At 53.5% G+C, this 23,170-nt stretch carries 23 protein-coding genes; 18 read left to right on the plus strand and 5 right to left on the minus strand.

What is annotated here, in order from left to right:
- Window positions 1–91 precede the first annotated feature (91 nt).
- On the minus strand, window positions 92–649 hold the full coding sequence (locus C173_RS35470; protein WP_063830884.1) for a hypothetical protein: 558 nt from the start codon (window positions 647–649) through the stop codon (window positions 92–94).
- 257 nt (window positions 650–906) lie between these two features.
- Between C173_RS35470 and C173_RS35475 the strand changes: the two genes are divergently transcribed.
- The 7 genes from C173_RS35475 (at window position 907) to C173_RS06085 (ending at window position 7,367) form a co-directional block, all read left to right on the plus strand.
- Window positions 907–1,812, plus strand: coding sequence for a L,D-transpeptidase family protein (locus C173_RS35475; protein ID WP_051477844.1), 906 nt, complete (start codon window positions 907–909; stop codon window positions 1,810–1,812).
- Between the two features lie 121 nt (window positions 1,813–1,933).
- A complete protein-coding gene (locus C173_RS06060; RefSeq protein ID WP_235191800.1) occupies window positions 1,934–2,539 on the plus strand; it encodes a hypothetical protein in 606 nt (201 codons plus the stop codon).
- A 39-nt stretch (window positions 2,540–2,578) separates the two neighbouring features.
- On the plus strand, window positions 2,579–3,148 hold the full coding sequence (locus tag C173_RS06065; RefSeq protein ID WP_036723253.1) for an RDD family protein: 570 nt from the start codon (window positions 2,579–2,581) through the stop codon (window positions 3,146–3,148).
- Window positions 3,149–3,268: 120 nt separating this feature from the next.
- Window positions 3,269–4,021, plus strand: a complete 753-nt coding sequence (locus tag C173_RS06070; RefSeq protein ID WP_036723254.1) for a DUF4309 domain-containing protein — start codon at window positions 3,269–3,271, stop codon at window positions 4,019–4,021.
- A gap of 210 nt (window positions 4,022–4,231) precedes the next feature.
- Window positions 4,232–5,386, plus strand: a complete 1,155-nt coding sequence (locus C173_RS35310) for a winged helix-turn-helix domain-containing protein (protein WP_036723255.1) — start codon at window positions 4,232–4,234, stop codon at window positions 5,384–5,386.
- Between the two features lie 82 nt (window positions 5,387–5,468).
- The gene (locus tag C173_RS06080; protein ID WP_051477845.1) at window positions 5,469–6,752 is read left to right on the plus strand and encodes an MFS transporter; all 1,284 of its coding nucleotides are present in this window, start codon (window positions 5,469–5,471) and stop codon (window positions 6,750–6,752) included.
- Between the two features lie 48 nt (window positions 6,753–6,800).
- Complete coding sequence (locus C173_RS06085) at window positions 6,801–7,367, plus strand: histidine phosphatase family protein (protein WP_036723256.1); 567 nt, start codon at window positions 6,801–6,803, stop codon at window positions 7,365–7,367.
- Between the two features lie 130 nt (window positions 7,368–7,497).
- Here C173_RS06085 and C173_RS06090 read toward each other — a convergent pair whose 3' ends face one another.
- The gene (locus C173_RS06090) at window positions 7,498–7,806 is read right to left on the minus strand and encodes a Dabb family protein (protein WP_036723257.1); all 309 of its coding nucleotides are present in this window, start codon (window positions 7,804–7,806) and stop codon (window positions 7,498–7,500) included.
- A gap of 165 nt (window positions 7,807–7,971) precedes the next feature.
- Between C173_RS06090 and C173_RS06095 the strand changes: the two genes are divergently transcribed.
- Window positions 7,972–8,829, plus strand: a complete 858-nt coding sequence (locus C173_RS06095; RefSeq protein ID WP_036723258.1) for a helix-turn-helix transcriptional regulator — start codon at window positions 7,972–7,974, stop codon at window positions 8,827–8,829.
- Window positions 8,830–9,122: 293 nt separating this feature from the next.
- Here the strand turns inward: C173_RS06095 and C173_RS06100 are convergent, their stop codons facing one another.
- The 3 genes from C173_RS06100 to C173_RS06110 form a co-directional block, all read right to left on the minus strand.
- Complete coding sequence (locus C173_RS06100) at window positions 9,123–9,902, minus strand: TatD family hydrolase (protein ID WP_036723259.1); 780 nt, start codon at window positions 9,900–9,902, stop codon at window positions 9,123–9,125.
- 27 nt (window positions 9,903–9,929) lie between these two features.
- Complete coding sequence (locus tag C173_RS32690) at window positions 9,930–11,054, minus strand: stalk domain-containing protein (protein ID WP_051477846.1); 1,125 nt, start codon at window positions 11,052–11,054, stop codon at window positions 9,930–9,932.
- Between the two features lie 185 nt (window positions 11,055–11,239).
- A complete protein-coding gene (locus C173_RS06110) occupies window positions 11,240–11,815 on the minus strand; it encodes a TetR/AcrR family transcriptional regulator (protein WP_036723260.1) in 576 nt (191 codons plus the stop codon).
- 230 nt (window positions 11,816–12,045) lie between these two features.
- Between C173_RS06110 and C173_RS06115 the strand changes: the two genes are divergently transcribed.
- The 10 genes from C173_RS06115 to C173_RS06160 all read left to right on the plus strand — a co-directional run bounded on the left by C173_RS06115 (window position 12,046) and on the right by C173_RS06160 (window position 23,167).
- On the plus strand, window positions 12,046–13,188 hold the full coding sequence (locus C173_RS06115) for an MFS transporter (protein ID WP_051477860.1): 1,143 nt from the start codon (window positions 12,046–12,048) through the stop codon (window positions 13,186–13,188).
- Window positions 13,189–13,534: 346 nt separating this feature from the next.
- The gene (locus C173_RS06120; protein ID WP_036723262.1) at window positions 13,535–14,098 is read left to right on the plus strand and encodes a sigma-70 family RNA polymerase sigma factor; all 564 of its coding nucleotides are present in this window, start codon (window positions 13,535–13,537) and stop codon (window positions 14,096–14,098) included.
- On the plus strand, window positions 14,095–15,003 hold the full coding sequence (locus C173_RS06125; protein ID WP_036723264.1) for a DUF4367 domain-containing protein: 909 nt from the start codon (window positions 14,095–14,097) through the stop codon (window positions 15,001–15,003). Before C173_RS06120 ends, C173_RS06125 begins: the two co-directional genes overlap by 4 nt.
- Before the next feature lie 310 nt (window positions 15,004–15,313).
- On the plus strand, window positions 15,314–16,396 hold the full coding sequence (locus C173_RS06130) for a LolA family protein (protein ID WP_036723266.1): 1,083 nt from the start codon (window positions 15,314–15,316) through the stop codon (window positions 16,394–16,396).
- A gap of 180 nt (window positions 16,397–16,576) precedes the next feature.
- Window positions 16,577–17,758 carry an alanine racemase gene (gene alr, locus C173_RS06135; protein WP_036723267.1) on the plus strand — a complete coding sequence of 394 codons (1,182 nt, stop codon included), beginning with the start codon at window positions 16,577–16,579 and terminating at the stop codon, window positions 17,756–17,758.
- A gap of 211 nt (window positions 17,759–17,969) precedes the next feature.
- Window positions 17,970–18,251 carry a CopG family ribbon-helix-helix protein gene (locus C173_RS06140; protein WP_036697455.1) on the plus strand — a complete coding sequence of 94 codons (282 nt, stop codon included), beginning with the start codon at window positions 17,970–17,972 and terminating at the stop codon, window positions 18,249–18,251.
- Window positions 18,252–18,254: 3 nt separating this feature from the next.
- The gene (locus C173_RS06145) at window positions 18,255–18,605 is read left to right on the plus strand and encodes a type II toxin-antitoxin system PemK/MazF family toxin (RefSeq protein WP_036697332.1); all 351 of its coding nucleotides are present in this window, start codon (window positions 18,255–18,257) and stop codon (window positions 18,603–18,605) included.
- Between the two features lie 305 nt (window positions 18,606–18,910).
- Window positions 18,911–19,480 carry a TetR/AcrR family transcriptional regulator gene (locus tag C173_RS06150; RefSeq protein ID WP_268748437.1) on the plus strand — a complete coding sequence of 190 codons (570 nt, stop codon included), beginning with the start codon at window positions 18,911–18,913 and terminating at the stop codon, window positions 19,478–19,480.
- A gap of 67 nt (window positions 19,481–19,547) precedes the next feature.
- Window positions 19,548–20,759 carry an MFS transporter gene (locus C173_RS06155; RefSeq protein ID WP_036723269.1) on the plus strand — a complete coding sequence of 404 codons (1,212 nt, stop codon included), beginning with the start codon at window positions 19,548–19,550 and terminating at the stop codon, window positions 20,757–20,759.
- A gap of 179 nt (window positions 20,760–20,938) precedes the next feature.
- A complete protein-coding gene (locus tag C173_RS06160; protein WP_051477847.1) occupies window positions 20,939–23,167 on the plus strand; it encodes a Tex family protein in 2,229 nt (742 codons plus the stop codon).
- The last annotated feature ends 3 nt before the right edge of the window (window positions 23,168–23,170 follow it).

Genomic DNA, 23,170 nt, shown 5'->3' on the forward strand with positions numbered 1-23,170 from the left:
TCTCTCAGCTTCCGCTGCTGCGGTCTGAGAGAACCCTTTTTAGCATACAAAACAGCCGTTCAAGCGAAGCTGCCTATGCTCCCCGCTCTTCCTACTGGAAGCTTCGTCCCTGGTTCATTGGAGCGTTATAAGAGGAGCCTGCGGACATCTGTGTCTGCATTGGCGTATGCATCGGCTGGTGGTTAATCCCCGCGTTGATCGGGCTATGCAGTGAGTTCACCGGCTGGCTGTTTGAAGTGAAGGACGGGCTGAAGGAGGAGTTATACCCTCCCATTCCTGTATTGTGGCTCTGGCCCATTGGCTGGTTCTGTCCCATAGAATGCATTAGTCCCATCTGGTTCCCCGAATTGAAGCTTGGAATGCTTGTATGGGTATTGAAGCCGGAAGTCTGCGGGAACTGCTCCATCGATCTGACCGACTGCGAGATCTGCTGTAGCTGCTGCATCGCGGTCTGATGGCCCTGCAGCGCCTGCTGGATCATCTGAATGGCCTTGCTGTTATGCTGGCTAAGCTCCTGGAGCTTGGCGGCATCCTGCTGCTCCTGCTGAAGAAGCTGCTGGTAATTCTGCGTTCCCTGCTGGGTCTGTGCCATCAGCTGCTGAACGATTTGCTCGCATTCCCGGATCTGTGCAGATGAGTTGGTATTCAAAATAGTTGGCCTCCTTGAGATGGGTGTTATGGTCATGCGGGCTTATTATCTCTGATGGCGCTGGCGAATATTCATGCTTCGGTGTGCAAGGGAGGCGCTTCCGCCCAGAACGGTTACAATATTGCAAACGTTGCGTCACTCCGGGCAGGACGAGTTGATAAGAATAGGTACAGGCTGCTCTGCAACTATTGCGGCAAATGAACGTCTATGTAGAAAAGACAATCCAGAATCATCCATAACCTGGAGGTGGGGCAACTATGAGTCAGCGTGAACAGGTAAGCCGGATTCAAACGTATTTTCCCAAAAGCATCGCACTAATACTGGTATTTGTAATGCTTTTGACCGCATGCTTCACAGGATCGGCTGCGGCGGCATCGTCTTCCTCAGATCTGATCATTGTGAACAAAAAAACGAACAAACTGGCGTATTACAGCGATGGCAAGCTGGTGAAGATTTTTCCGGTCGCTACCGGCAAAACGAAAAGCCTGACGCCTGAAGGCAGCTTCAAGATGGTGGTCAAAATCAAAAACAGACCCTACTACAAGGAGAAGATTCCCGGAGGCGATCCGGCCAATCCGCTGGGGGACCGCTGGCTGGGGCTGGAGGTCAATGACACTTACGGCACCACCTACGCCATTCACGGTAACAACAATGAATCTTCTATCGGTAAATATGTCAGCGCCGGATGCATCCGCATGCACAATGACGATATTCACTGGCTGTATCCGAAGATTGCGAAGAACACCCGGGTCATCATTACAACCTCCGGGCTAGAGATGGCGGCCATTGCCGAGAAGAACGGCTACCGTCTGGGATCTACGATGATTGCGGGAGCTTTTGTCAAGGGCGGGGAGAAGCTGCCGGTGAAGAATTCCTTCCTGCTGGAGGATTCGCGGGTATACATTCCACTGAGTGAATCCGTGAAGCTGCTGGGCGGAAGCCTGATGCAGGAGGCGGGAACCGGAGCGCTTATCATCACAATCGGCAAGAAGACAGCAGTTCACAAGCCGCTTAGCACGAAGGCCAAAGTGAACGGCAAAACAGTAGAGATGCTAGCCTCCAAAAGTGTAGACGGCCGCCTGTACATTCCGCTGGGCAGCTTAACGCCGTTGTTCGGCCTGCCGTTCACCTGGAATGCTAAAGAGGGAGCAGTGAAGCTGTAAAGTAGTAGTGGCTGCACAAGGCCAGATTATCCAACCAAGATGCCGCCGTATACTGCGGCTCCAGAAGCCAGCCGATCGATTATTGATGGGCTGGCTTCAGTGTTTAACCGGGTGGAGTAGAGTGACAGGATACATAGAGAATAGTAATATGAGAGAGATTTGTTATATTCTTGATCTTCCAGGGGAGGGACTGAAGATTAGAGTACGTATTATAGGCGGCTGCGGGAGCGGGAAGACGTATATCGCCCGGAAATTAGCTCAAAGTTACGGAATTCCGTGCTATGAAACGGATAATTTTGTCTGGGATCGCAGGGACAACACCAAGAACTCCCCGGAGGTACGGGATGGCAAGCTCGCGGAAGCTATGGATGCGGAGTCATGGATCATAGAGGGCGTACATTACCAGTGGGGAACCGAAAGCTTCCGGCAAGCGGATCTGATTTTTCTGATTCGGCCTAAGCCTTATGTACAGGATGCCCGGGTCATCAGCAGGTTCATGAAGACCAGGCTGGGGCTGGAGCAAGGGAATTATAAGCAGTCGTTCAAGTATCTCCGGGTGATGCTGCTGGAATGGAACCGCAGCTTCAGGAGAGAGGGGATTCCTGCGATCATGGCATTAACCGAACAGTATCAGGCTAAGCGGATCATCGTGCAGCAGAATCATGAGATTTTGCAGCATGTGGGCAGGTATGTGCAGGGGAAGAGTGTGCGGGAAACGAGTGATTAACATGAATGATGAGACTACTTTTGCGTAAGGGGTGAAAGTATGGAGCCGTGGATTGAGGAAGAACTTAATTTATACGAATTTGTAGGCTTTTGGAAAAGAGTGCTGATTAATATCATTGACTCACTTATTCTTATTCTTCCTACCTATTTACTGACCAGGATTTCAGTGCCGGCGGCAGAGTCGGCAGGGTCAGCGTTCCCGCTTTTTATACAGTTTGCACTGCTTATGGTGTTCAATATATTTATGGTTGTCCGATACGGCGGGACGCCGGGCAGGCTGCTTCTGGGGGCAAGAATCGTTGATGAGAATGGAAGATACCCGGTGCTCCGGCAGGCTTTGATCAGGGATAGTTTTATTATTGTTAACAGCTTCCTGGCAGTGGTTGTGAGTCTGAATACGGAGGCGTTATCTGCCATACCAAGCAGTCTCGTGAACTGGAGTCCGCTTGCGGCCGATATAAATGTGTTTTTTGGCTGGGTAGTGATTGTGGATTGCCTGTTCGTCGCATTCACCCAGCGCAAGCGGGCGCTGCATGATCTGATGGCCCGAACTTATGTGGTGAACAAAACGGCGCTGGACCGTTATCAGACAGGGAAATTCATAGCATAAGGCAATGCGTATAATACCTGAAACAGGAGGTCTGCACCTGCAACCTTTGTTACAGCCCCTGCGTCATAGGGTACAGTTTAGACAAAAGAGGATGGTTCCCATAACGAAGGAGATGGCAGCATGACTACATTAATTAGAACAATCACAGGTATTCTTATCGTTGGGGCGATGCTCAGCCTTACAGCCTGTAATTCCGGCAAAACGGAACCATCGCTTAACAATACGGCTGCGGCTACAGCAACTGTACAGCCAGGGGATAGCGCTTCATCGGCAGCAGAAGGTGCGCAGGTAAGCGAATCCGGTACAGATGACGGCGCTGCTGCGGGCGCAGAGCCTGTAACTGCTGACTCTGAAGCCGCAGCGGGAGCCTCAACAGAGTCTACGGTTACTGAGGTTGCAGGGGCTGAAGCAGATACCGTAGCTCGAGCCACCCCGCAGGAACGGAGCAAGCAGCTGAAGGAGCTGCTGGAGCTTGCTAAGCAGGGCAAGGTGCCCGGCGTCGAATATGCTGCACACACCGGACTTATTGATGAGGTGGAAGCCGCGTGGGGAGAGCCGGACCTCAAGGAATCGGCAGGCAAGGGAGTCTATTCCACCTACTCCAAGAAGAGTGTGGTGTTTGGTTTTAACAAGGGTATGAAGATTTTTGATGTGCGCTCCAGCGCCCCGGACCTGCGTAACCTGACACTGAAGCAGATTGAAGAAGTCCTCGGCAAGCCGGATGCTACTACCGTGAATGGCGAGCATAATATCTATATTTATCAGGCCAACAAGCAGTATCAGCTCAAATTCATCATCCCGGAATCAACAGGAACGGTAGATCATATCTCGGTGTTCTCGGAGCAGGACTCCATTAATAATATGGCAGGCTAGCCTCGCGTCAACAGGTGGGCCGATTAGAGCGACTGTAGTCACATCAATATTGTAATGAGAAATCCCCTTACAGCGGCAACTGTAGGGGGATTTTTTGTGAATCGAATACAATAGGCCAGTGAGAGGGTGAGTGGGATATCGTGCAAGCAAGTGCAAGCTGATATAATCGACTTGTGGATTCATTAGCAGAAGAAGAAAAGAGGCACCGCCATGCATCTGGAGTTGAACGGAAGTGAATATAAGGTATCCGCCGGAGGATTAACGGTAGAGCTGCTGCCCAAGGAGTTCGCGCTGCTGCAGTTTCTGTACCGTAACCGGGGGCGGACCTTCAGCCGGGAGCAGCTGCTGGATAAAGTCTGGCCCATGGAGTATCCGGTGGAGCGGACCGTTGACGATCATATCTACAGGCTGCGCAAGAAGCTGCGGTTACTGGGCGGGATTGACATTAAGACGATTCGCGGATTCGGGTACAGTCTGGCAATTCCGGGCGGCCTTGCGGGCGTAGCGGTAAATCCGGCAACGAATGACCCGGAGCTGCGCGACACGATGCGTGAGGTGTTCATGAAGTTCCATGTCTACGGTCAGGGGAACTCCATGCTCACTCTTGCCCGCCAGCAGGACATCCTCGGCTACGAGCTGGACCCGCATTATTCTATGGTTGTTCATTTTGTGCAGGGAGATTTGGATTGGTTGGTCCACACGGACGAGATTCCGCTGAAGGACCGGCTCTTTTACCTCAATCTGTTCTACTTCTTCATTGGTGATCCCAGGGAGAAGGTGGCGTACGCCGAGCGCCTGATTGCGCGGAATCTGCTGAACCCGCCAGAACAAACCGAGCTTGAGATTCTGACGATGCTGGACATGTACACCCTTGCAGGTCAGACGGAAAAAGCATTGGAACGTCTGAAGCGTTCCTACCAGGTGATCGCCGGACCCGGCTTCGAGAATTTCATCCCGGTCACGGTAATTACAGAGCTGTTCATCCATCTCTCAGCGGGAGCTTGCGATGAAGAGCTGGAACGGATGGATGAAGCCGTCAGCCGGATTTTGCAGGACAAGCCCTTTTTGCGGGAGATTGGCAACTACAAGGTAGTGAAGGGACTCTGGAAGCTGCGCCGTGAACAGTGGGCAGAGGGGGAGCGGCTCATCAATGAGGGATTGCAGGTGCTGGATATGTCGGGATTCGTGCCGCTGCGCTTCTATGCACTGTACAAGATTCATCATTTTAGCCGGATGTTCCTGACCGGAAGTGCCTTGGACCGAAAGTATAGTAGCCTGTTTGCGGCCGAGCTTGAAGCTTGTGGCCTGGACAGACTGGAACACACTCTGGAGCGCATCCTGCTGCCGCTGCTGGAGACCCCATGATAATTCTCTGACAATTCTCCGTTACTTTAGAATCATAGATGGAGCTTCATCTACGATCTTAGGTAACCTGGAGGAGTGTCAGATGGAACGATCAACCAAGCAGGGAAACAGTCTGCTTCATAACAAAACGTATATGCGGGTGTACAGCGCTTTTGCCACAGCGAGCTTCGGCGACTGGTTCGATGCACTGGCGATTCAGGTGCTGGTCGGTTACCGCTGGCAGGCCGGGCCGCTGATGCTGGCCCTCATTCCGGTAGCGCTGGCGCTGCCGAGTATTCTGCTCGGCTCGATTGCCGGGGTAGCCGCCGACCGGCTGAACAAGCTGAAGCTGATGCGCATCTGCGACCTGCTGACAGCGCTCTTGACCCTGCTGGTGCTGTTCGCACCGAGCATGGTCTGGCTGCTGCCGCTGCTGGCCCTGCGCTCCGCGCTGTCCACGCTGAATATGCCGGCCCAGCAGTCATTGACCCGCAGTCTTGTGAGAGAGGACCAGCTGCTGCATGCCTCGTCACTCAACGGACTGGTCAACCAAGGCTCCAAAATCGCCGGTCCGCTGCTCGGAGGTCTGGCGCTCGCCTTCCTTACGCCGCAGTGGTGCATCCTGCTCAATGCCTTGCTGCGCAGCTGTTCTTATCTGCTGCTGTTGTCCGTAAAAAACATCCATACGGAGGAAGAAGACAGCAAGCAGCCGGAAGCGCCGGACAACAAAATTCCGCTCCGTACCATGTGGCGGGAAGGCTGGAGCTTCATGCTCCGCAGCCGGCTGCTGCTGAATACGATGCTGTTCGGGCTTGCCGGGTCGTTAGTGATTCAGGTCGTCGACTTTCAATTCACCAGCCTGTTCCGGGTATTCGCACCAGACCGGGAATCCCTCCTCGGCTGGATGGTAGCTGCTACCGGAGCTGGAGCTGTGCTCATCATCCTAATCCTGAACAAGCTGAAATTGGAAGCCGGTTATGGCTGGAAGCTGGGATCTGGGTATGTCCTGATCGGCGGATCAATTGCGGCGCTGGGTATGCTTCAGCCAGGGGCATCTATGATTTGGGTGCTGCTGATCGGGTTTGTGCTGGGGATCGGCAACGGGGTATTCATGATTACCTTCAATTACTGTCTGCAAAAAGAAACCCCGCCGCACATGACCGGCCGCATCTTCGGCATTCAGAACACCGTCCTCAGCACGGTACTCATTGTGGCACCTTTGCTGGGCGGCGTGCTTGTGCAATATGCAGGTCCGGCCCGCATTTTTGTTAACATTGGCTTACTGCAGCTGCTCCTGGGTCTGATGGGTGTGGCGTTCAGACGGCAGCTCTGGCCGGTGGCGAGGTCTACAGCGAAAGCCGCTCAGCCAGCGGTAGAGAGTAGCTAAGAAGGTTAACGGATCACTAATTTCTGTATGTACGATTAGGAGGAGCTTATGACAACTTATATCTACATGGTAAGGCACGGAGACTCGCTCCGTACCGGGGTGGATGAATGGACGCGCGGCCTGTCGCCCAAGGGGGAGGAGGATGCCCTGCAGGTCACGGAATGCCTGAAGGATGAAGGGATAGATGTGTTGTACAGCAGCCCGTATATCCGGGCGGTCGATACGATTGCGGATTTGGCGGATCAACTGGAGCAGGAAATCATTCTGATCGATGATCTTAGAGAAAAGGTCTGGATGGAGGGCAACCAGCAGCTATCCGACGAAGGCTTATACGATGAACTCCAGAAGATGTACACCGATCCCGATTATGCCCTGCCGGGCGGGGAATCGAACCGGGAGTGCCAGGCACGTGCTGTGAAGGCACTACAGGAAATCCTGCGGACCCATGCAGGGGAGCGGGTGGTCATCGGAACCCACGGCATGGTGATGTCCTTGATGATGGGCCATTTTGCCCCGGGATACGGTCTGGACTTCTTACTACAGACGACCAAGCCGGATATTTATGTCATGGAGTTCGGAGAAGATGAAGTGTCGGTCCGGCGGATGTCGCTTTAAGCTGAGTAGAGTCCGAGGTGATTCCACAATGTTATAAAGGGTTTGAAACAGCCGAAGCTGAATGATACTCAATAATAATCTCAAGAAGGCAGCCGACCAATGTGGTGGCTGCCTCTTTAGCTTTTCGTGATCAACTGGCCGCAAACGGATAATCAATAACGATGATTCCATCAACAAATGGGCCTATGGATTGCAATAAATTTTGATGTAGCGGGTGTTGAATATATTCACGGCAAGCTTGCTGATTCTCAAAAGTAACTCTGATCCCCAGCGTGAACCCCTGGGTGTGCTCGATTTCCTCAGTCACGTTAATCCCCGCGCTAAGATCTACGATACCTGGAATTTCCCCCTTAAAGTTCTGCGCGCGCCTAACAGCGTCTTCTTGCTCTGCAATAGAAACATCAGGCTTGAATTTCAATAGCACCATATGCTCAAACATCTTAATCCCCCCAAAACTAATATCAACTTGTCCTAACCATTCTTGCTCTTCTCCTATGGAAGACATAGACTAGTGTACATGAGCCTAACGAGGTTAGGGAGATATCTGGTTATCGTAGGATTGGAAATCCTACATTCAAGAATAGATAGGAGGCATGAGGAGATTATGGCGGACAGATTGGACCGTTACGAGGAATTGTCTCGTTTTTTGCGCTTACGCCGTGAACGAATGACTCCTAAGCAAGCGGGTTTGCCGGAAACCGGACGCAGACGTACACCTGGACTTCGCCGAAGCGAGGTAGCCCAGCTGGCAGATGTAGGATTGGACTGGTACACCTACTTGGAACAAGGGCGTCCTATTAACGTATCCGCTGAGGTACTTGACCGAATATCAGAAGTGCTTCGGTTAGATGAAGCAGAACGCAGGCATCTGTACCATCTGGCTCGAAAGCAATTTCCCTTGATCAATACTCATCAACCCTCCAAGGTAACAGCGGAACTTCAACGTTTTTTGGATAGCCAAACCCTGTCACCTTCGAATGTCATGGATGCGCATATGAATATCATTGCCTGGAATGAAGCCTACTGTGCAATGAATGGGGATCTCGCGGCTATGTCGGAGCGTGAACGGAATTTTGTCTGGATGACGTTTACTTCTGCCCGTTTCCGCTACGTTAAGGGAGAGCAATGGGAAATGCATGCCAGGCGAATCGTTGCTACTTTCCATGCCGGGTACGCCCGTCACGGCGAAGACCCTTGGTGGTCTGAGCAGTTCGAGGCACTGTCCAAGGTTAGCAGTGAGTTTCGTGAATTTTGGGACTCTCATGAGATTCTCGATGCCATAGATGCTCCGAAGACGCTGCATTGTCCGAATCTCGGGAAATTGAATTTCGATCTTGTATCGTTTCAGTATTTGAACGACTCAAATTTGACCGTATCCATCCATGTTCCTCATCAAGACGGCACGGTGGAAAAAATGCAGCAGCTGTTAATTGATTATCGGGACCAGCGTTACGGGCCCTAAGGGAAATTGGATTAGTTTGGTCGAAGCTAACATTCAGGGCTAGTTGTATTATGTACATTTAAAAACAGTCAAAAGGAAGGATTTGCTCTTCTAACTGTAGTTTGTACAACTAAATCTGCCCGAGTGGGCGAGATCTCCGATAATGAGCTATTTTAAATGTATGAAATACAACTAAACGTATATTTGGCAGTGAATCAAACGTTTTAGTTGTACGGAATGCACTTAAGTATATAGCTTAGTTTGTACCTTAACAGATTTAAGTCTGGTGCTGTATTTAAGTGGAACTGCTAACCCTATAGCCCATAGAATCGTTTTGTGTTGGCCGTCAGCAGGGCCTGGGCCTCTGGAACGGAATATCCATGCAGCGCCCCCCAGGCGGCAGCAACGTCATGGACCATAGCCGGATGGGTGGTGCGCCCGGCGAACGGTCCTTCAAACGGCCACGGGCCGTCCGTCTCTGCCATGACCAGCTCCGGCGGATAGCGGCGTGCCAGCTCCTGAATCTCCGGTTCGTAGAGGATGTCGGGAGTGAAGGAAATGTAGTAACCGTGGCTAATCATCCGGTCAACGGTAGCGGCGGGGCCCTTGAACCAGTGGAAATGGGCCTGCGTAAGGCCATGCTGCTCCAGCAGATCGCATACGGTCCACGCATCCTCATAGACGGCATGTAGTACTACAGGCTTGCCCAAACGTGCAGCCAGTCCAAGAAGTCTGTCCAGAAGCTGAATATAGGGTGCCATATCCCAAGCTTCGCCACGCTCCACAGCCTCGGTCCGGGAGTAGTAGGGAAGGCCGATTTCACCAATAGCGGCCATACTTCCAGCATGGTCTGTAATCCATTTCAGTAGCACGTTCAGTTCTTTCTCCGCAGGCAGCGCCTGCTCTGGATGGAAGCCATACGCAGGCTTCACGAGGCCCGGATAGCTGGCTGCTAACTCCAGAGTTCGCTTGCTCGAAGCGAGATTCATCGAGACGGCTATCAGCGACTCTATGCCCTGCTCTGGCAGTCCCTCCAGCAGCGAGGACACTACGTGATCCTCATATTGGTCTAGATGAATATGGGCATCAATCATGGCTAAGCTCCTTCCCCGGCAACCTTCTTATTTCTCCAAAATGGCTTCACCGCGTTCATCCGGCTCAAAAGCAATAGACCCCAGCTCCATCCCCGTCTTGCCTGCCTTATATTCCAGCTTCAGGGTACCGACACTCTCGGTCATGCCGACCATTAAGCTGGTGTCCGCAAGCAGTTTGTTATTCTCTACTGAGTAGTAGGTCACTGCGCCAATAGCCGCTTTGCTGCCGAAATACTTCAGGCCGTCTCCGGCGCGGCCGGGAATTCTGAGCGTCATCTTGGACGGCTTGAGTCCTGTAAGCTCAAGCTTCAGCAGGACGTCCTTTTGATCCAGCACAATACTGGATGAGACTGCTGCGCGGGCGGCCTCGTCCGCAGCAGGCACGGAGAGCTCCTTCCCCTGCTCCGGCTTCACGACATGAACCTCCTGTGCAACCAGCGAGGTTCCGGTTCCCAGGGTGAACACAACCGTAGCCTCCGGTTTGCCGTCAGAATCTATATCAGCATAGAAGAGCTGAGGCGGATGCGAGTAGTCTCTGGATACCGTCCAGTTGAAGTGTTGCTTTTTCCCGTTCACTTCAAGGATGAATCCTTTGTAGGTATCGCCGTCCTTAAGCGCGGCGTACAGCTTCACCTTGGAATTATTCTCTGCAACGGCAAGGGGGGCAGCGGGTACTCTGACGGTTGTGCTAAGACTGCCTGGGGTAATATTAACCCGGCTTCCTCCCGGATTCAGCTCTGTAACAGCTCCCGTAAGGGAATCCAGAGCAGCTGCCGCGATGTATACACGGCCTGCCTTCAGCAGCACAGGGGCGTCCAGATCCTCTTGGTATCCTCCGTCCGTTTGCGTATAAGTCACTTGCATGGAAGCGCTGCCGGGCGTGAGAATAGTCTTGTCCCAGCTTGTGGACAGGGTTAGTTGCTTGAGGGTGTTATTCCATTGCAGCTCTATCGGGAAGTATTCCAGCAGCGCGCGGGCAGGTACGTATAATGTGCCGCCGGAGTGGAAGGGGGGAGCCCCGGGGAGAACGGCTTGTCCGTCCACAACAAGGGATAGAGGAGCAGCAGCAGAATGGGCAATATCTATGGATGAACCCGCCGCATGGCCTGCGAGGAGCAGGGCAATAGCGGCAGCGGTAATTAATTTTTTCATAAGATAACCTCCGGAGTCTGGAAATTCCAATCTCTTGTATTATAAATGAAAAACTCCGCCTGCGGGTCACGTTCTGTTAACAAAGATAAGACAAGCCTGTTACAGCCCTAGCTTATACTGCCCATACTGCATTGTGCCTGGACAAATGCAATTTGCCATATCCTAATAGAAGACTTGCAGAAACCTCAAGCTTCAAGCGCCTGAAGGGCAAGTAACACCAGCGCTCTGACAGAGTCTTCGCTCAGCTCTCCCCCGGTCAGCAGCAGCCGGTAAAAAATTGGGCCGTAGATCAAATCGATACAACTCCCGATATCGAGTCCCTGCTTCAGTTCCCCCTGGGCAATCCCCCGTTCAAACAGCTTCCGGGCTTCCTCGCGGCGCGGGCCGAAATATCTGCTCCGGTACGCCTCCGCCAGTCCGGCATCGGATTGCCCTTCACCGATCAGCTCCGTAATGACTTTACCTTCCCGGCTGGTGAGGAACTGCGCGAGCGTTCCCGCATGAATCAGAATGTCCTCCTTGGCGGAACCTGTATCCGGGATTGGCAGTCTGGCGTTAGCGGCGTACAAATATCCATCCATGACCACGGCCGCCTTATTCGGCCACCATTTATAGATGGTTGCTTTACTGACCTGGGCCCGCTCCGCGATCCTCTCTACTGTAACTGCGCCGAAGCCCGTCTCCAGCAATAATTCATATGAAGCGTTCAGAATAGCGTTCTTGGCCTCGGTATTGCGCGGGCGGCCTCTTTTTTTCTCCATGGTGATTCCTCCTGACAGTGCTAGTTCAACTATAATTGGAGTATACCATAAAACTGCCTATTTACAATACTGAACGTTTAGTATATTATTTGGTCATGGTTAATTAATGTACTTGACGTTCACTATTTAAAAACTGGAAGGTGGCGCTTCAAATGAAAGATGGAATTCCTGCGCAACAACAAACAGTATCCCCCGTTATCCCAAAAGTTGTCCCCGGCTGGATCACTTTTATGCTCGCTGTATCCTGCGGACTGATCGTGGCGAATCTCTATTATACCCAGACGCTGGTTGGGCCCATCGGGCAGGCCATTCATCTGTCCGCCGGAGCGACAGGGCTAATCGTTACCCTGACGCAGATCGGTTACGTAGCCGGGCTACTGTTCATTGTCCCGCTCAGTGATATTATCGAGAACCGCCGGCTGACTGTGATGTCGCTGATTCTGGTGGTGGCCGCCCTGGTGCTGTCCGTTCTGGCACCAAATGCACCGCTGTTCCTGGCCGCCTCCTTGCTGATTGGGCTGGGCTCGGTAGCCGCACAGGTCCTGGTGCCGTATGCCTCCTATCTGGCCACTGAGGAAGATCGCGGCCGCGTCGTCGGCAATGTGATGAGCGGCCTCTTGCTGGGCATTATGTTCGCCCGCCCGGTTGCCAGCTTCATGGCCGGACTCTGGGGCTGGCAGTCCATCTTCATCGTCTCGGCTGTCGTAACTGCGCTGCTGACGCTGCTACTAGCCCGTGTCCTGCCCGCCCGGAAGCCCGCTCCCGGCTTGAGATACGGACAATTGCTCCGCTCTCTGGGCACATTGCTCATGCATACGCCGGTGCTGCGGCGCCGCGCCTTATACCAGGCCAGCCTGTTCGGTGCCTTCAGTCTGTTCTGGACGACTGTTCCGCTGCACTTGTCCAGTGAGTATCACCTGTCCCAGCAAGGAATCGCCCTGTTTGCCCTGGCAGGTGTGGGCGGAGCCGTAGCTGCGCCGATTGCGGGCAGATTGGCTGACAAGGGCTGGACCCGGCTATTGACTGGTCTTGGCATTTCACTGGCCGTTCTCTCCTTTATCCTGGCTTACCTGCTGCGGGATACCTCCAATCTTACTCTAGGCCTGCTGGTGCTGACGGCCATTCTGCTCGATATGAGCGTGTCCGGTAATCTGGTGCTGGGGCAGCGTGCGATCTATTCACTTGGCAATGAGACCCGGGGGCGGCTGAACGGCTTGTTCATGGCGATCTTCTTCATTGGAGGAGCCGTGGGATCATCACTCGGGGGCTGGGCATATGCTTACGGCGGCTGGAGTCTGACAACTCTAATCGGGCTGGCACTGCCAGTGCTGGCGCTGATCTACTTTTTGACCGAGAAGAAGGAGCACGCTTGAGAAAAGCAGACATGGCGTTCAGCAATAATCCGCATAGCCAGTCATTCCTAAAAAAACTACAGTAGGCAGAGGGAGGCCACTGAAAAAGTCTCTTTTTTAAAAACGTCAAAAAAAACGAGCCGCTAGAATCGCTTCTAAGGCTCGTTTCGCATTTCGGGGATCATATTTGACCCCCTAAAATGTTGGTATTTTCGCGGAATAGGTAGTTTTTCAGTGGCCTCGGCAGAGGAGCTCGATCCTCTGTCTTTTTACGTCTGCATATGTAATGGATTTGATAGATAGAGCGTATTAGCTCATGTAAAATACTTGGCCAAGTAAATTCAGCCTGGAAGGGAGGGCTTAAGGAATGCAAGAGCGCGCATTGCTGCCTTTGATACATGACAGGGTTTCATCCCATATAGAGACAGAGCTGGAGTTTTCAGCCGTTTTCGAAGTCTATTATAAACGGATATTCAACTATATCGCCTACCGGGTGAGCTGCCGTTACACCGCCGAGGATCTGGCCAGCCAGGTGTTCCAGAAGACGCTATCCAAGCTGCCCGCCTACTCCCCGGAGAAAGCGCCGCTGGAAGTGTGGCTGTTCGCCATTGCCCGCAACGTAGTGAATGATTATTACCGGAGCCGCGCGCGGCAGCGCTTCTTCTCACTGGACAGTATCCGGGAGCTGGTGTCGGGCAAAAAAGAGCCGGAGACGCTCATCCTCGGCAGAGAGCGCAGCGATAGGCTACAGGATGCGCTGGATACGCTCAGCCCGAAGGAACGTAACCTCATCGCTCTGAAATTCGGGGCGGATCTGAAGAATACGGAGATTGCCCGGATTACCGGAATCTCGGAGAGCAATGTCGGAGTCATTCTCTATCGCAGCATGCGAAAACTGAAATCTGAAATAGGGAGTGTGGAAGAGCTATGAATAACAAGAAGAGCGCCGCACAGGCAGATGAGCTTGAGCTTCAGGAGCTGGGGGACTATCTGGCCCGCCAGGACTTCTCACGGGAGTCCGATCCGGCGGAGGTTCTCAGCCAGGTGAGGAGCCGCTCCATTCAGAAACAACAGGAGGATGATAGAATGAAGAACAAACAACGAATCAGACGTCCGGTGATGATTGCAGCTTCTCTGCTGGTGGCAGCCGTGGTGAGCGTGTCCTTCGTCAGACCCTCGTTCGCACAGGAAATGCTGGAGCGTGTGCTGAATTCAGTCCATCTGGGACATATTGAGGTCGCTCAGATGGACGGGAGTCACCCTAAGGAGTTCCCGGATGCCTGGAAGGGCAAGATATTTGACCAGGAGGGGAATCCCGTCACTTCGTTTAACCCCATGCCGGAAGCCATCTTCAATGCTGCCGGGGAGGCCATCGTCAATTTCGACGGGGATAAGCTGATTACCCTGAGCGAGCAGGAGCAGCTTGACAAGGAAGCTTCAGAGCAGAAGTTTACCGTCAAGGAGGCAGTTAAGCTGGATCAATACGCTCTCTTCAAGGTGAAGCTGCCGGAATACCTGCCAGAGGGCTTTGCCTTTGACCACGGGGAGTTCTATAAGGACGAGGCGGGTGTAAGCGGGCAGATTGTTGAACTGTTCTTCGCTAGCAAAGATAAGGATAAGCGAATCTGGATGCAGCTGCGCTTGGCCAATGAGGAGAATGCCTTTTCAATGGCAACGGATGATAAGGTGGAGCAAGTGAAGATTAAGGGGACAGATGCGGCTCTGGTCAGTGACAGAAGCCTGGACTGGGAAGCAAATGGCGTGTTGTACGTTCTCAGCACCCGCGGCCTTGACCGTGCAGAGGTCCTGAAGATTGCAGAATCCATTAACTGGTAAGCCGCTGAGCAGCGGATAAGGGAACAGGTAAGAGGCATAGACAGGCATGGGATGAATCAGAGCACCAGACTGCAACCCCGGAGCGTGGCGGGGATCGCGGGCTGGTGCTTTTTGCAATAGTGTTTCTACTATATAGAAGGAAATAAGAGGAACCATACATAGATTGTTAGATGCCCGGGTGGCGGGAGCGGATTCGTGGCTGGAATAACACTTCTCTTCATGCTTGTCATGCCCGTCTGCATATTGAGGCCAAGTCCTTCATAGACATGTACTAATCAATGCATTCAAAACAGGTTAAGGGGATGATGTCATGCGCCGGATAACATGGGTACTCGCGATCATTATGAGCGTGGCCTTAGTATTGGCGGGGTGCGGGAAGAAGGATGCCGCCTCTGTGGTCAAGGATCTGAATCAAGTGTCTGACAAGCTGGAGAGCAAGCAGGGAGCTTATCAGGGCTCAGGCACGATGACCTTGTACACCGGGGAGCAGCCGCAGGATTACAAGGTGGAGGTATGGTATAAGAATCCTTCGTATTACCGGATCAGCCTGTCGAACGTCCAGAAGGATGTGAAGCAGATTGTGCTGCGCAATGATGAGGGCGTATTCGTCCTTACCCCAAGCCTGGGCAAAAGCTTCCGCTTCCAGAGCGACTGGCCGGACAGCCAGGGTCAGGTGTATCTGTACCAGACGCTGCTGAAGGGAATTGTCTCCGACAACAACCGGCAGTTCGTGGAGGACGGGGATAATTATGTGTTCGAGGTCGCTGCGAACTATCAGAGCAGTGCGCTGGTCCGCCAGAAGATCTGGCTGAACAAAAAGACCTATGAGCCGAAGCAGGTGCAGGTATCGGATTCCGAAGCCAAGGTTGTGGTGAATGTGACCTTCGACAGCTTCAAGTTCGATCCGGAATTCACAGCAGATTCCTTCGATATGCAGAAGAATATGGCGGCTGGCAGCCCTTCCGAGAACACGATGGCGGAAGTGGACCAAGAAGGTAATCCGGTGGTCTCTGAAGATGGTGAACAGGCCGGTGAGCCGGTTACGGCCGAGCTGGGCGACTTCGGGATCATTGAGCCGGCTTACATTCCGGCCGGTGTGAAGCTGAAGGACACGAACAAAATTGAAGGCAGTAAGGACCATGCGGTGCTGATCCGCTATGACGGCGTCTACCAGTATACGATTATGGAAGCCCGTCCGCTGGACCGTGCGGTGTCTCTGGCTCCCGGAACATTGGTCGATCTGGGCTTCACGGCAGGCCTGCTTAGCGGGGATGAGCAGAAGACACTGACCTGGATGAGCGAGGGTGTAGAGTACCGGATTACAAGCGCAAATCTGCCAGTTACGGAAATGATGCAAATAGCCGCTTCTATGGAGGAACAATCGGGTAAATAAAAAACAGTGGGCGGATACTGCGCAAGGTGGGAATCATTCCTCTACCCGCGGTATCCGTTTTTTGTCTACATCTGCTCACATTGACAGCGGCCTTCACGAGCATTACCATTGGCAGTAAGACTTCTGATCTGTGCGAATAAGGCAGAGATGTTTTACTACAATGTAAGAAGGTGACCTGAAGTGAAGGCAAGCTATCGGCCGACAGCAGCCGAGATTAACCTGGATGATTTGCGTGCCAACTACGAAGCTTTTCGCGGCGTATTGCCGCAGGAGACCAAGTTCATGGGATGCGTCAAAGGAAATGCGTATGGACATGGGGCAGTGGAAGTGACGCGGGAGCTGGAGCGGCTTGGAGCGGACTACGTCAGTGTTGCTTTTCTCGATGAGGCATTGGAGCTGCGTCAGGCGGGAATACTACTTCCTATCCTGGTGCTGGGCTATACTTCACCGGAAGGCATTGCCGTAGCCTGGGAGAACAATATTACCGTTACACTGTTCACACCGGAGGTACTGGAAGCGGTTAGCGCCCTTCCTGTTGAGAAGGAGCACCGGCTGAAGGTACACATCAAGATTGACAGCGGAATGGGCAGACTGGGATTATTGCCGGAGGATGCGCCCGCATTCATCGCTGAGGTGCATGCGGTGGAACAGGCGGAGCTGGAGGGCATGTTCACCCATTTTGCCAGAGCAGACGAACACAACAAAAGCTATACACTAATGCAGCACCGACGTTTCATGAGCGTGGTTGAAGCGCTTCGGGACATGAACATTACCATCCCGATCATACATACGGGCAATAGCGCTACGGCCATTGATACACCTCTACTATCCATTAACATGGTGCGTGTAGGCATAAGCTTGTACGGATTCTACCCCTCGGCTGAGGTGAACCGTGAGCTGGTGGCCTTGCACCCGGTAATGACGCTGAAGACGCAGGCTGTATATGTCAAAACCCTGCCGCCTGACTCAGGCATCAGCTACGGCACCCGGTACTTCACGGCAGGCGATGAGGTTATCGCTACGCTCCCCGTGGGGTACGCTGACGGATATTCCCGCATGCTAACAGGCAAAGCGGAGGTGCTAATACGCGGACGCCGCGTTCCTGTCGTCGGAACGATCTGCATGGACCAGTGTATGGTATCACTGAAATCTTTCGCTCTAGAAGCGGAACAAATCAAAGCAGGCGAAGAGGTTGTACTCATCGGCCGCCAGGGCACCGAGTCGATCACGGCAGATGAACTGGCGCTCCATTTAGGGACGATCCACTACGAAGTAATCTGTATGCTGGCTCACCGGGTACCGCGCGTGTATGTACGCCAAGGTATGCTACCCAACCTCGTTAATCCCTTGCTGCAAGCCTAATACCCTGACTAGATACCTAGTACAGGAACTGAATATAAGGAACGTACCGTATAGAGCTTGTGACTTATAGTCTATACGAACCGCCATTTCTAGTTTATAATGGGATGCAGCATACTTGATATACTGGCGGCATATATTCCTTGTATAAAATTCCTTGTATATTGTAACACTGGAACACAAGGGCAGAAGGTTTGTGGGGGTGGAAGAGAAGGTGGCCAATTTGCAGAACACCAAAAGAATCATGATCAGCTTGCCCGATCATCTCTTGCAGGAAGTAGATGGGATCGTTCAACTGGAGAACTCTAACCGTAGTGAATTGATCAGGCAGGCCATGAAGCTGTACTTGAGCGATCGGAGGAAACGCACCATCCGCGAGTCCATGCAGCGGGGCTATATGGAAATGGCTAAGATTAATTTGACCATGGCATGCGAGGCCTTTCTCGCTGAGGAAGATGCAGACAGTACTCTTGGCCGCTTAGTAAGCGGGGTGTAACTATTGATTGTTAAACGCGGCGACGTTTTTTTTGCCGACCTTTCACCGGTTGTGGGTTCTGAGCAAGGTGGAGTAAGGCCGGTACTGATTATTCAGAACGATATTGGCAATCGTTTCAGCCCGACTGTGATTGTGGCAGCTATCACTGCCCAGATCCAGAAGGCCAAGCTGCCGACTCACGTGGAGATTGATGCGGCTGCACATGGCTTTGACCGGGATTCCGTGATTCTGCTGGAGCAGGTTCGTACCATTGACAAGCAACGCTTAACGGATAAAATCACCCACCTGGACGATGAGACCATGAAGCTGGTGGATGATTCGCTGCAAATCAGCCTGGGGCTGATTGATTTCTGAACCCTACGGGGATATAACATCAATCATCGTAACAAAAGGCAGGCCGGATCAACTCCGGTGCTGCCTTTTTGATGTTTTGGGGTCCCCGCAAAGTACCTGAGTTATCGAAGCTAAAACCCCACTTGGTGGGGTTTTTTGGCGCCTAACCGATATATACTTATTGATATACCCGAGGATAGATGAGTGATGATGATGGGGGTTGTGCGAGGGCATAACTGCGTGCTATAATTGGACCGATCGGTCGGTCTAGAGGAGGGTTAACTATTAAGGGACGTTCAGATGGAGAAGAAACGAAGAGCCGGATTCTGGAGCATGCCACCAGTTTATTTGCGCAAAAGGGCTACGGCGCTGTAAGCATGAACGAGGTCTGCACAGCCGCGAAGGTCAGCAAGGGCAGTCTGTATCACCATTTTCCGGGCAAGGATGAATTGTTCCTGTACGTGGTGGAGGTGGATACCCAGAATTGGCTCAATGAGTGGGAGGAGCTGCGGAGCGGGATTAGCGGAACGGAGGCCCGTCTATACGCGTTGGGGGATCACTATGCAAAGGATATCCAGAATCCGCTGATTCATGCCTTGGAGGAATACGGCAGATCCCATACACTGTCGAAGGAGATCAGCGAGCGCCTTTCACATATTTTCGAATCGGTAACAGAGGCCTGCCGTGTGCTGCTGCAGGAGGGGATGGATTCCGGTTACTTGATCCGTGGTGACCTGGATAACTATGTGATCACGCTTAGCGCTATGCTGGAGGGAATCAGCAGGGTCCATGAGATCACAGGTAAGACCGATACCCCGGAGACGATCAGGGCATACTACCGTGCGGGAATTCAGATCCTGCTTCAGGGGATTGGGTCCGGGAAGATTGAGCAATGAATAGAGATAACTGATGAATTGCAACTAGAGCATACAGCAAGGCTCTGGATATACGGAGGGAAACACCATGTCATTACTGTTAAAAAACCGGGGAGCGATGCTGCTCCTGATGTTGAATATCTTTTTGGCGTTCACGGGGATTGGTCTGGTTGTCCCTATTATGCCTACCTATATGAACGAGCTGGGCATTGGCGGGAGTGTGGTCGGACTGCTGGTGGCAGCCTTCTCGCTGACGCAGCTGCTGGTCTCGCCCTTCGCCGGAAGACTGTCGGATAAGATGGGCCGCAAAAAAATCATTGTCGGCGGGCTGGCCGTATTCGCCTTCTCGGAGCTTCTGTTCGGTCTGGCCAATGCCTCCTGGGTGCTGTTCGTATCCAGAATGCTTGGCGGTATCGGTGCGGCGATGATTATGCCTGCGGTTATGGCTTATGTGGCAGACACCACGACTTCAGAGGAGCGGGCCAAGGGCATGGGCTTTATTAACGCAGCCATTACCACCGGCTTCATCATCGGGCCGGGAATCGGCGGCTATCTTGCGGAGCTGGGCATTCGCGTCCCCTTCTTCGTCGCTGCGGGGGCAGCCGCCATTGTTGCGGTTATCACCCTGTTAGTCCTGCCGGAATCGCGTTCAGCGGAGCTGCGCGAAGAATCAAGAACGATGGAAGGGAATAATGATAGTCTAATCATGCAGCTCATGCGCTCGTATCGTGAGCCTTATTTTTTCGGATTAATTATTGTATTCGTGCTGTCCTTCGGATTGGCCAATTATGAGACGGTATTCGGACTGTTCGTAGATCATAAATTCGCGTTCACCCCTAAGGATATTGCGTTTGTTCTGACCTTCGGCTCCATTGCCGGGGCGGTGGTGCAGATTACCGCCTTCAGCTGGATTCTGAACAAATTCGGGGAGAGCCGGGTCATTTCCGCCTGTCTGCTGATCGCGGGCCTGTCGATTCTCCTGACCCTGTTCGTGCATGGCTTCGTAGCGATTGTTTCTGTGACCTTTGTTGTTTTTCTGGCTATGGATATTCTTCGCCCGGCGGTCGGCACCCAGCTCTCCAAGATGGCAGATGATTCGCAGCAAGGCCTGGTGATGGGAATGAATTCCGCGTATACGAGCCTTGGCAACATTGCCGGCCCGATTGTGGCGGGGGTCCTGTTCGACCTGGATATCAATTTCCCTTATGCGGTGGCTGCGCTGGTCTTGTTCATCAGCTTCATGTTGTCGGTTGGCTATGCCCGGCGGAGAAGAAGCAAGCAGGTTACTGCGGTGCGCTAGTATCCGGAGCGTGAATAGAATAACGGACTTATGATTATGATTGCGGCTGCGCTATCCCGGTGGGGACGGTGCAGCCGCTTCTTCTTGTGTACGGGACAAACTTTGGTCCTGCGGCAAACTGTGATAGTATTTCAGTAGAGAGTTATGAACTCAGACTGTGTATAGAAAGAGGGATCTACTTGAGCGTTGATACGAATCAGGCGGCGAAGGCGGCGGAAGATGCCGCTGCCCGTCAGGAGCAGGAACTGATACTTGCAGCTATTGCGAAGGAGCTGGGCATCAGTCTGAAGCAGGTAAGAACTACGGTGGGGCTGCTAGATGAGGGCAACACCATTCCGTTCATCGCCAGATACCGCAAGGAAATGACCGGGGAGCTGGACGAGAATGTCCTCCGCGATGTCGAAGAACGGCTAGGATATCTGCGTAACCTCGGTGACCGCAAGAAGGATGTGATCCGCAGCATCGAGGAGCAGGGCAAGCTTACTCCTGAGCTGCAGGCGAGCATCATGAAGGCGGTGAAGCTGCAGGAAGTGGAGGATCTGTACCGTCCGTTCAAGCAGAAGCGCAAGACACGGGCCAGTGTTGCCAAGGAACGGGGACTTGAACCGCTGGCGGATTGGGTGATGGAGCAGAGACGCCAAGGAGTACCGCTGGAAGAGGCTGCGAAGTATATCAATGCGGACCAAGGTGTGGAGAGTGCCGAGCTGGCGCTGCAAGGGGCGATGGACATCATTGCCGAGAATATTGCCGATGACCCGGCCATCCGTTCCTGGGTACGCCAGTATACAGCGAGTCAGGGGATTCTGGTCTCCGAAGCCAAGGATGCCCAGCAGGAAAGTGTATACGAGAATTATTATGCGTACCGGGAGCCTGTGCACCGGATCCCGCCGCACCGTATTCTCGCGATCAACCGCGGGGAGCGGGAGAATATCCTCAAGGTCGGCATCGAGGTGGTGCCGGACAAGATTCATACGTTCATCATCCGCAAGCTGGTGAAGGGGCCTTCTCCGGTCAAGGAGCTGCTGGAAGCGGTGACCGAGGATGCCTACAAGCGGCTGATTGCCCCTTCCGTTGAGCGCGAGGTGCGCGGGGAGATGACAGAGAAGGGGGAGACGCAGGCGATCTCCATCTTCTCGGGCAATCTGCGCAGCCTGCTGCTGCAGCCTCCGGTGAAGGGACGGCATGTTCTGGGCGTTGACCCGGCCTACCGTACCGGCTGCAAGCTGGCCGTAGTGGACGATACCGGCAAGCTGCTGGAGGTAGCGGTCACGTATCCGACGCCGCCGAACAACAAGAAGCGCGAGGCGTCGGCCAAGTTCAAGGAGCTGATCGCCAAATATGGCATCCAGCTCATCGTGATCGGCAACGGCACCGGCTCGCGGGAGACGGAGCAGTTCACGGCCGAGGTGATTGCCGAGGTCGGCGACCCTGAGCTGGCCTACCTGATCGTTAACGAGGCAGGGGCCAGTGTGTATTCGGCCTCCAAGCTGGCGCAGGAGGAGTTCCCGGATCTGGATGTGGCGGAGCGCAGCGCCGCCTCCATCGCCCGCCGCGTGCAGGACCCGCTCGCGGAGCTGGTCAAGATCGACCCGAAGGCCATCGGTGTCGGGCAGTACCAGCACGATGTGTCGCAGAAGCATCTGGAAGAGAGCCTGAGGGGCGTCGTGGAGTCGGCGGTTAACCATGTCGGCGTCGACGTGAATACCGCTTCGGCCTCGCTGCTCTCCTATGTGGCAGGAGTGAATACGACGATTGCCAAGAATATTGTGAAGTTCCGCGAGGAGAACGGCAAGTTCACTACGCGCAAGGCACTGCAGAAGGTGCCGCGCCTGGGCGCGAAATCCTACGAGCAGTGCATCGGGTTCCTGCGTATCCCCGGAGGCGACAATACGCTGGACCGCACGCCGATCCACCCGGAATCCTACGCGGTGGTCGACAAGTTGTTCCGCGAGCTGGGGCTGGATGTGAAGCAGCTCGGCAGCAAGGAGGTTGCAGAGCAGCTAAGCGCTCAGGATGCGGAGGAGCTTGCGGTGAAGCTTGCGGTGGGCGTGCCTACGCTGCGCGACATCCTGGAGAGTCTTCAGCGTCCGGGCCGCGACCCGCGCGAGGAGCTGCCGCTGCCCATCTTCCGCAAGGATGTGCTGAAGATGGAAGACCTGCTGCCCGGCATGGAGATGCAGGGCACGGTGCGCAACGTAATCGACTTCGGTGCCTTCGTCGACATCGGGATCAAGAACGACGGGCTGGTCCATATCTCCCAGCTTAGCGGCAGCTATGTGAAGCATCCGATGGACGTGGTCTCCGTCGGCGACAATGTCACCGTATGGGTACTCGGCGTGGATGTGAAGAAGGGCCGCGTCAGCCTGACGATGCGTCAGCCGCGTGAGGCGGCGGGCAGCGGGGAGTAGAAG

The sequence above is a fragment of the Paenibacillus sp. FSL R7-277 genome, from assembly GCF_000517965.1.
Classification (GTDB): Bacteria; Bacillota; Bacilli; order Paenibacillales; family Paenibacillaceae; genus Paenibacillus_AQ; species Paenibacillus_AQ silagei.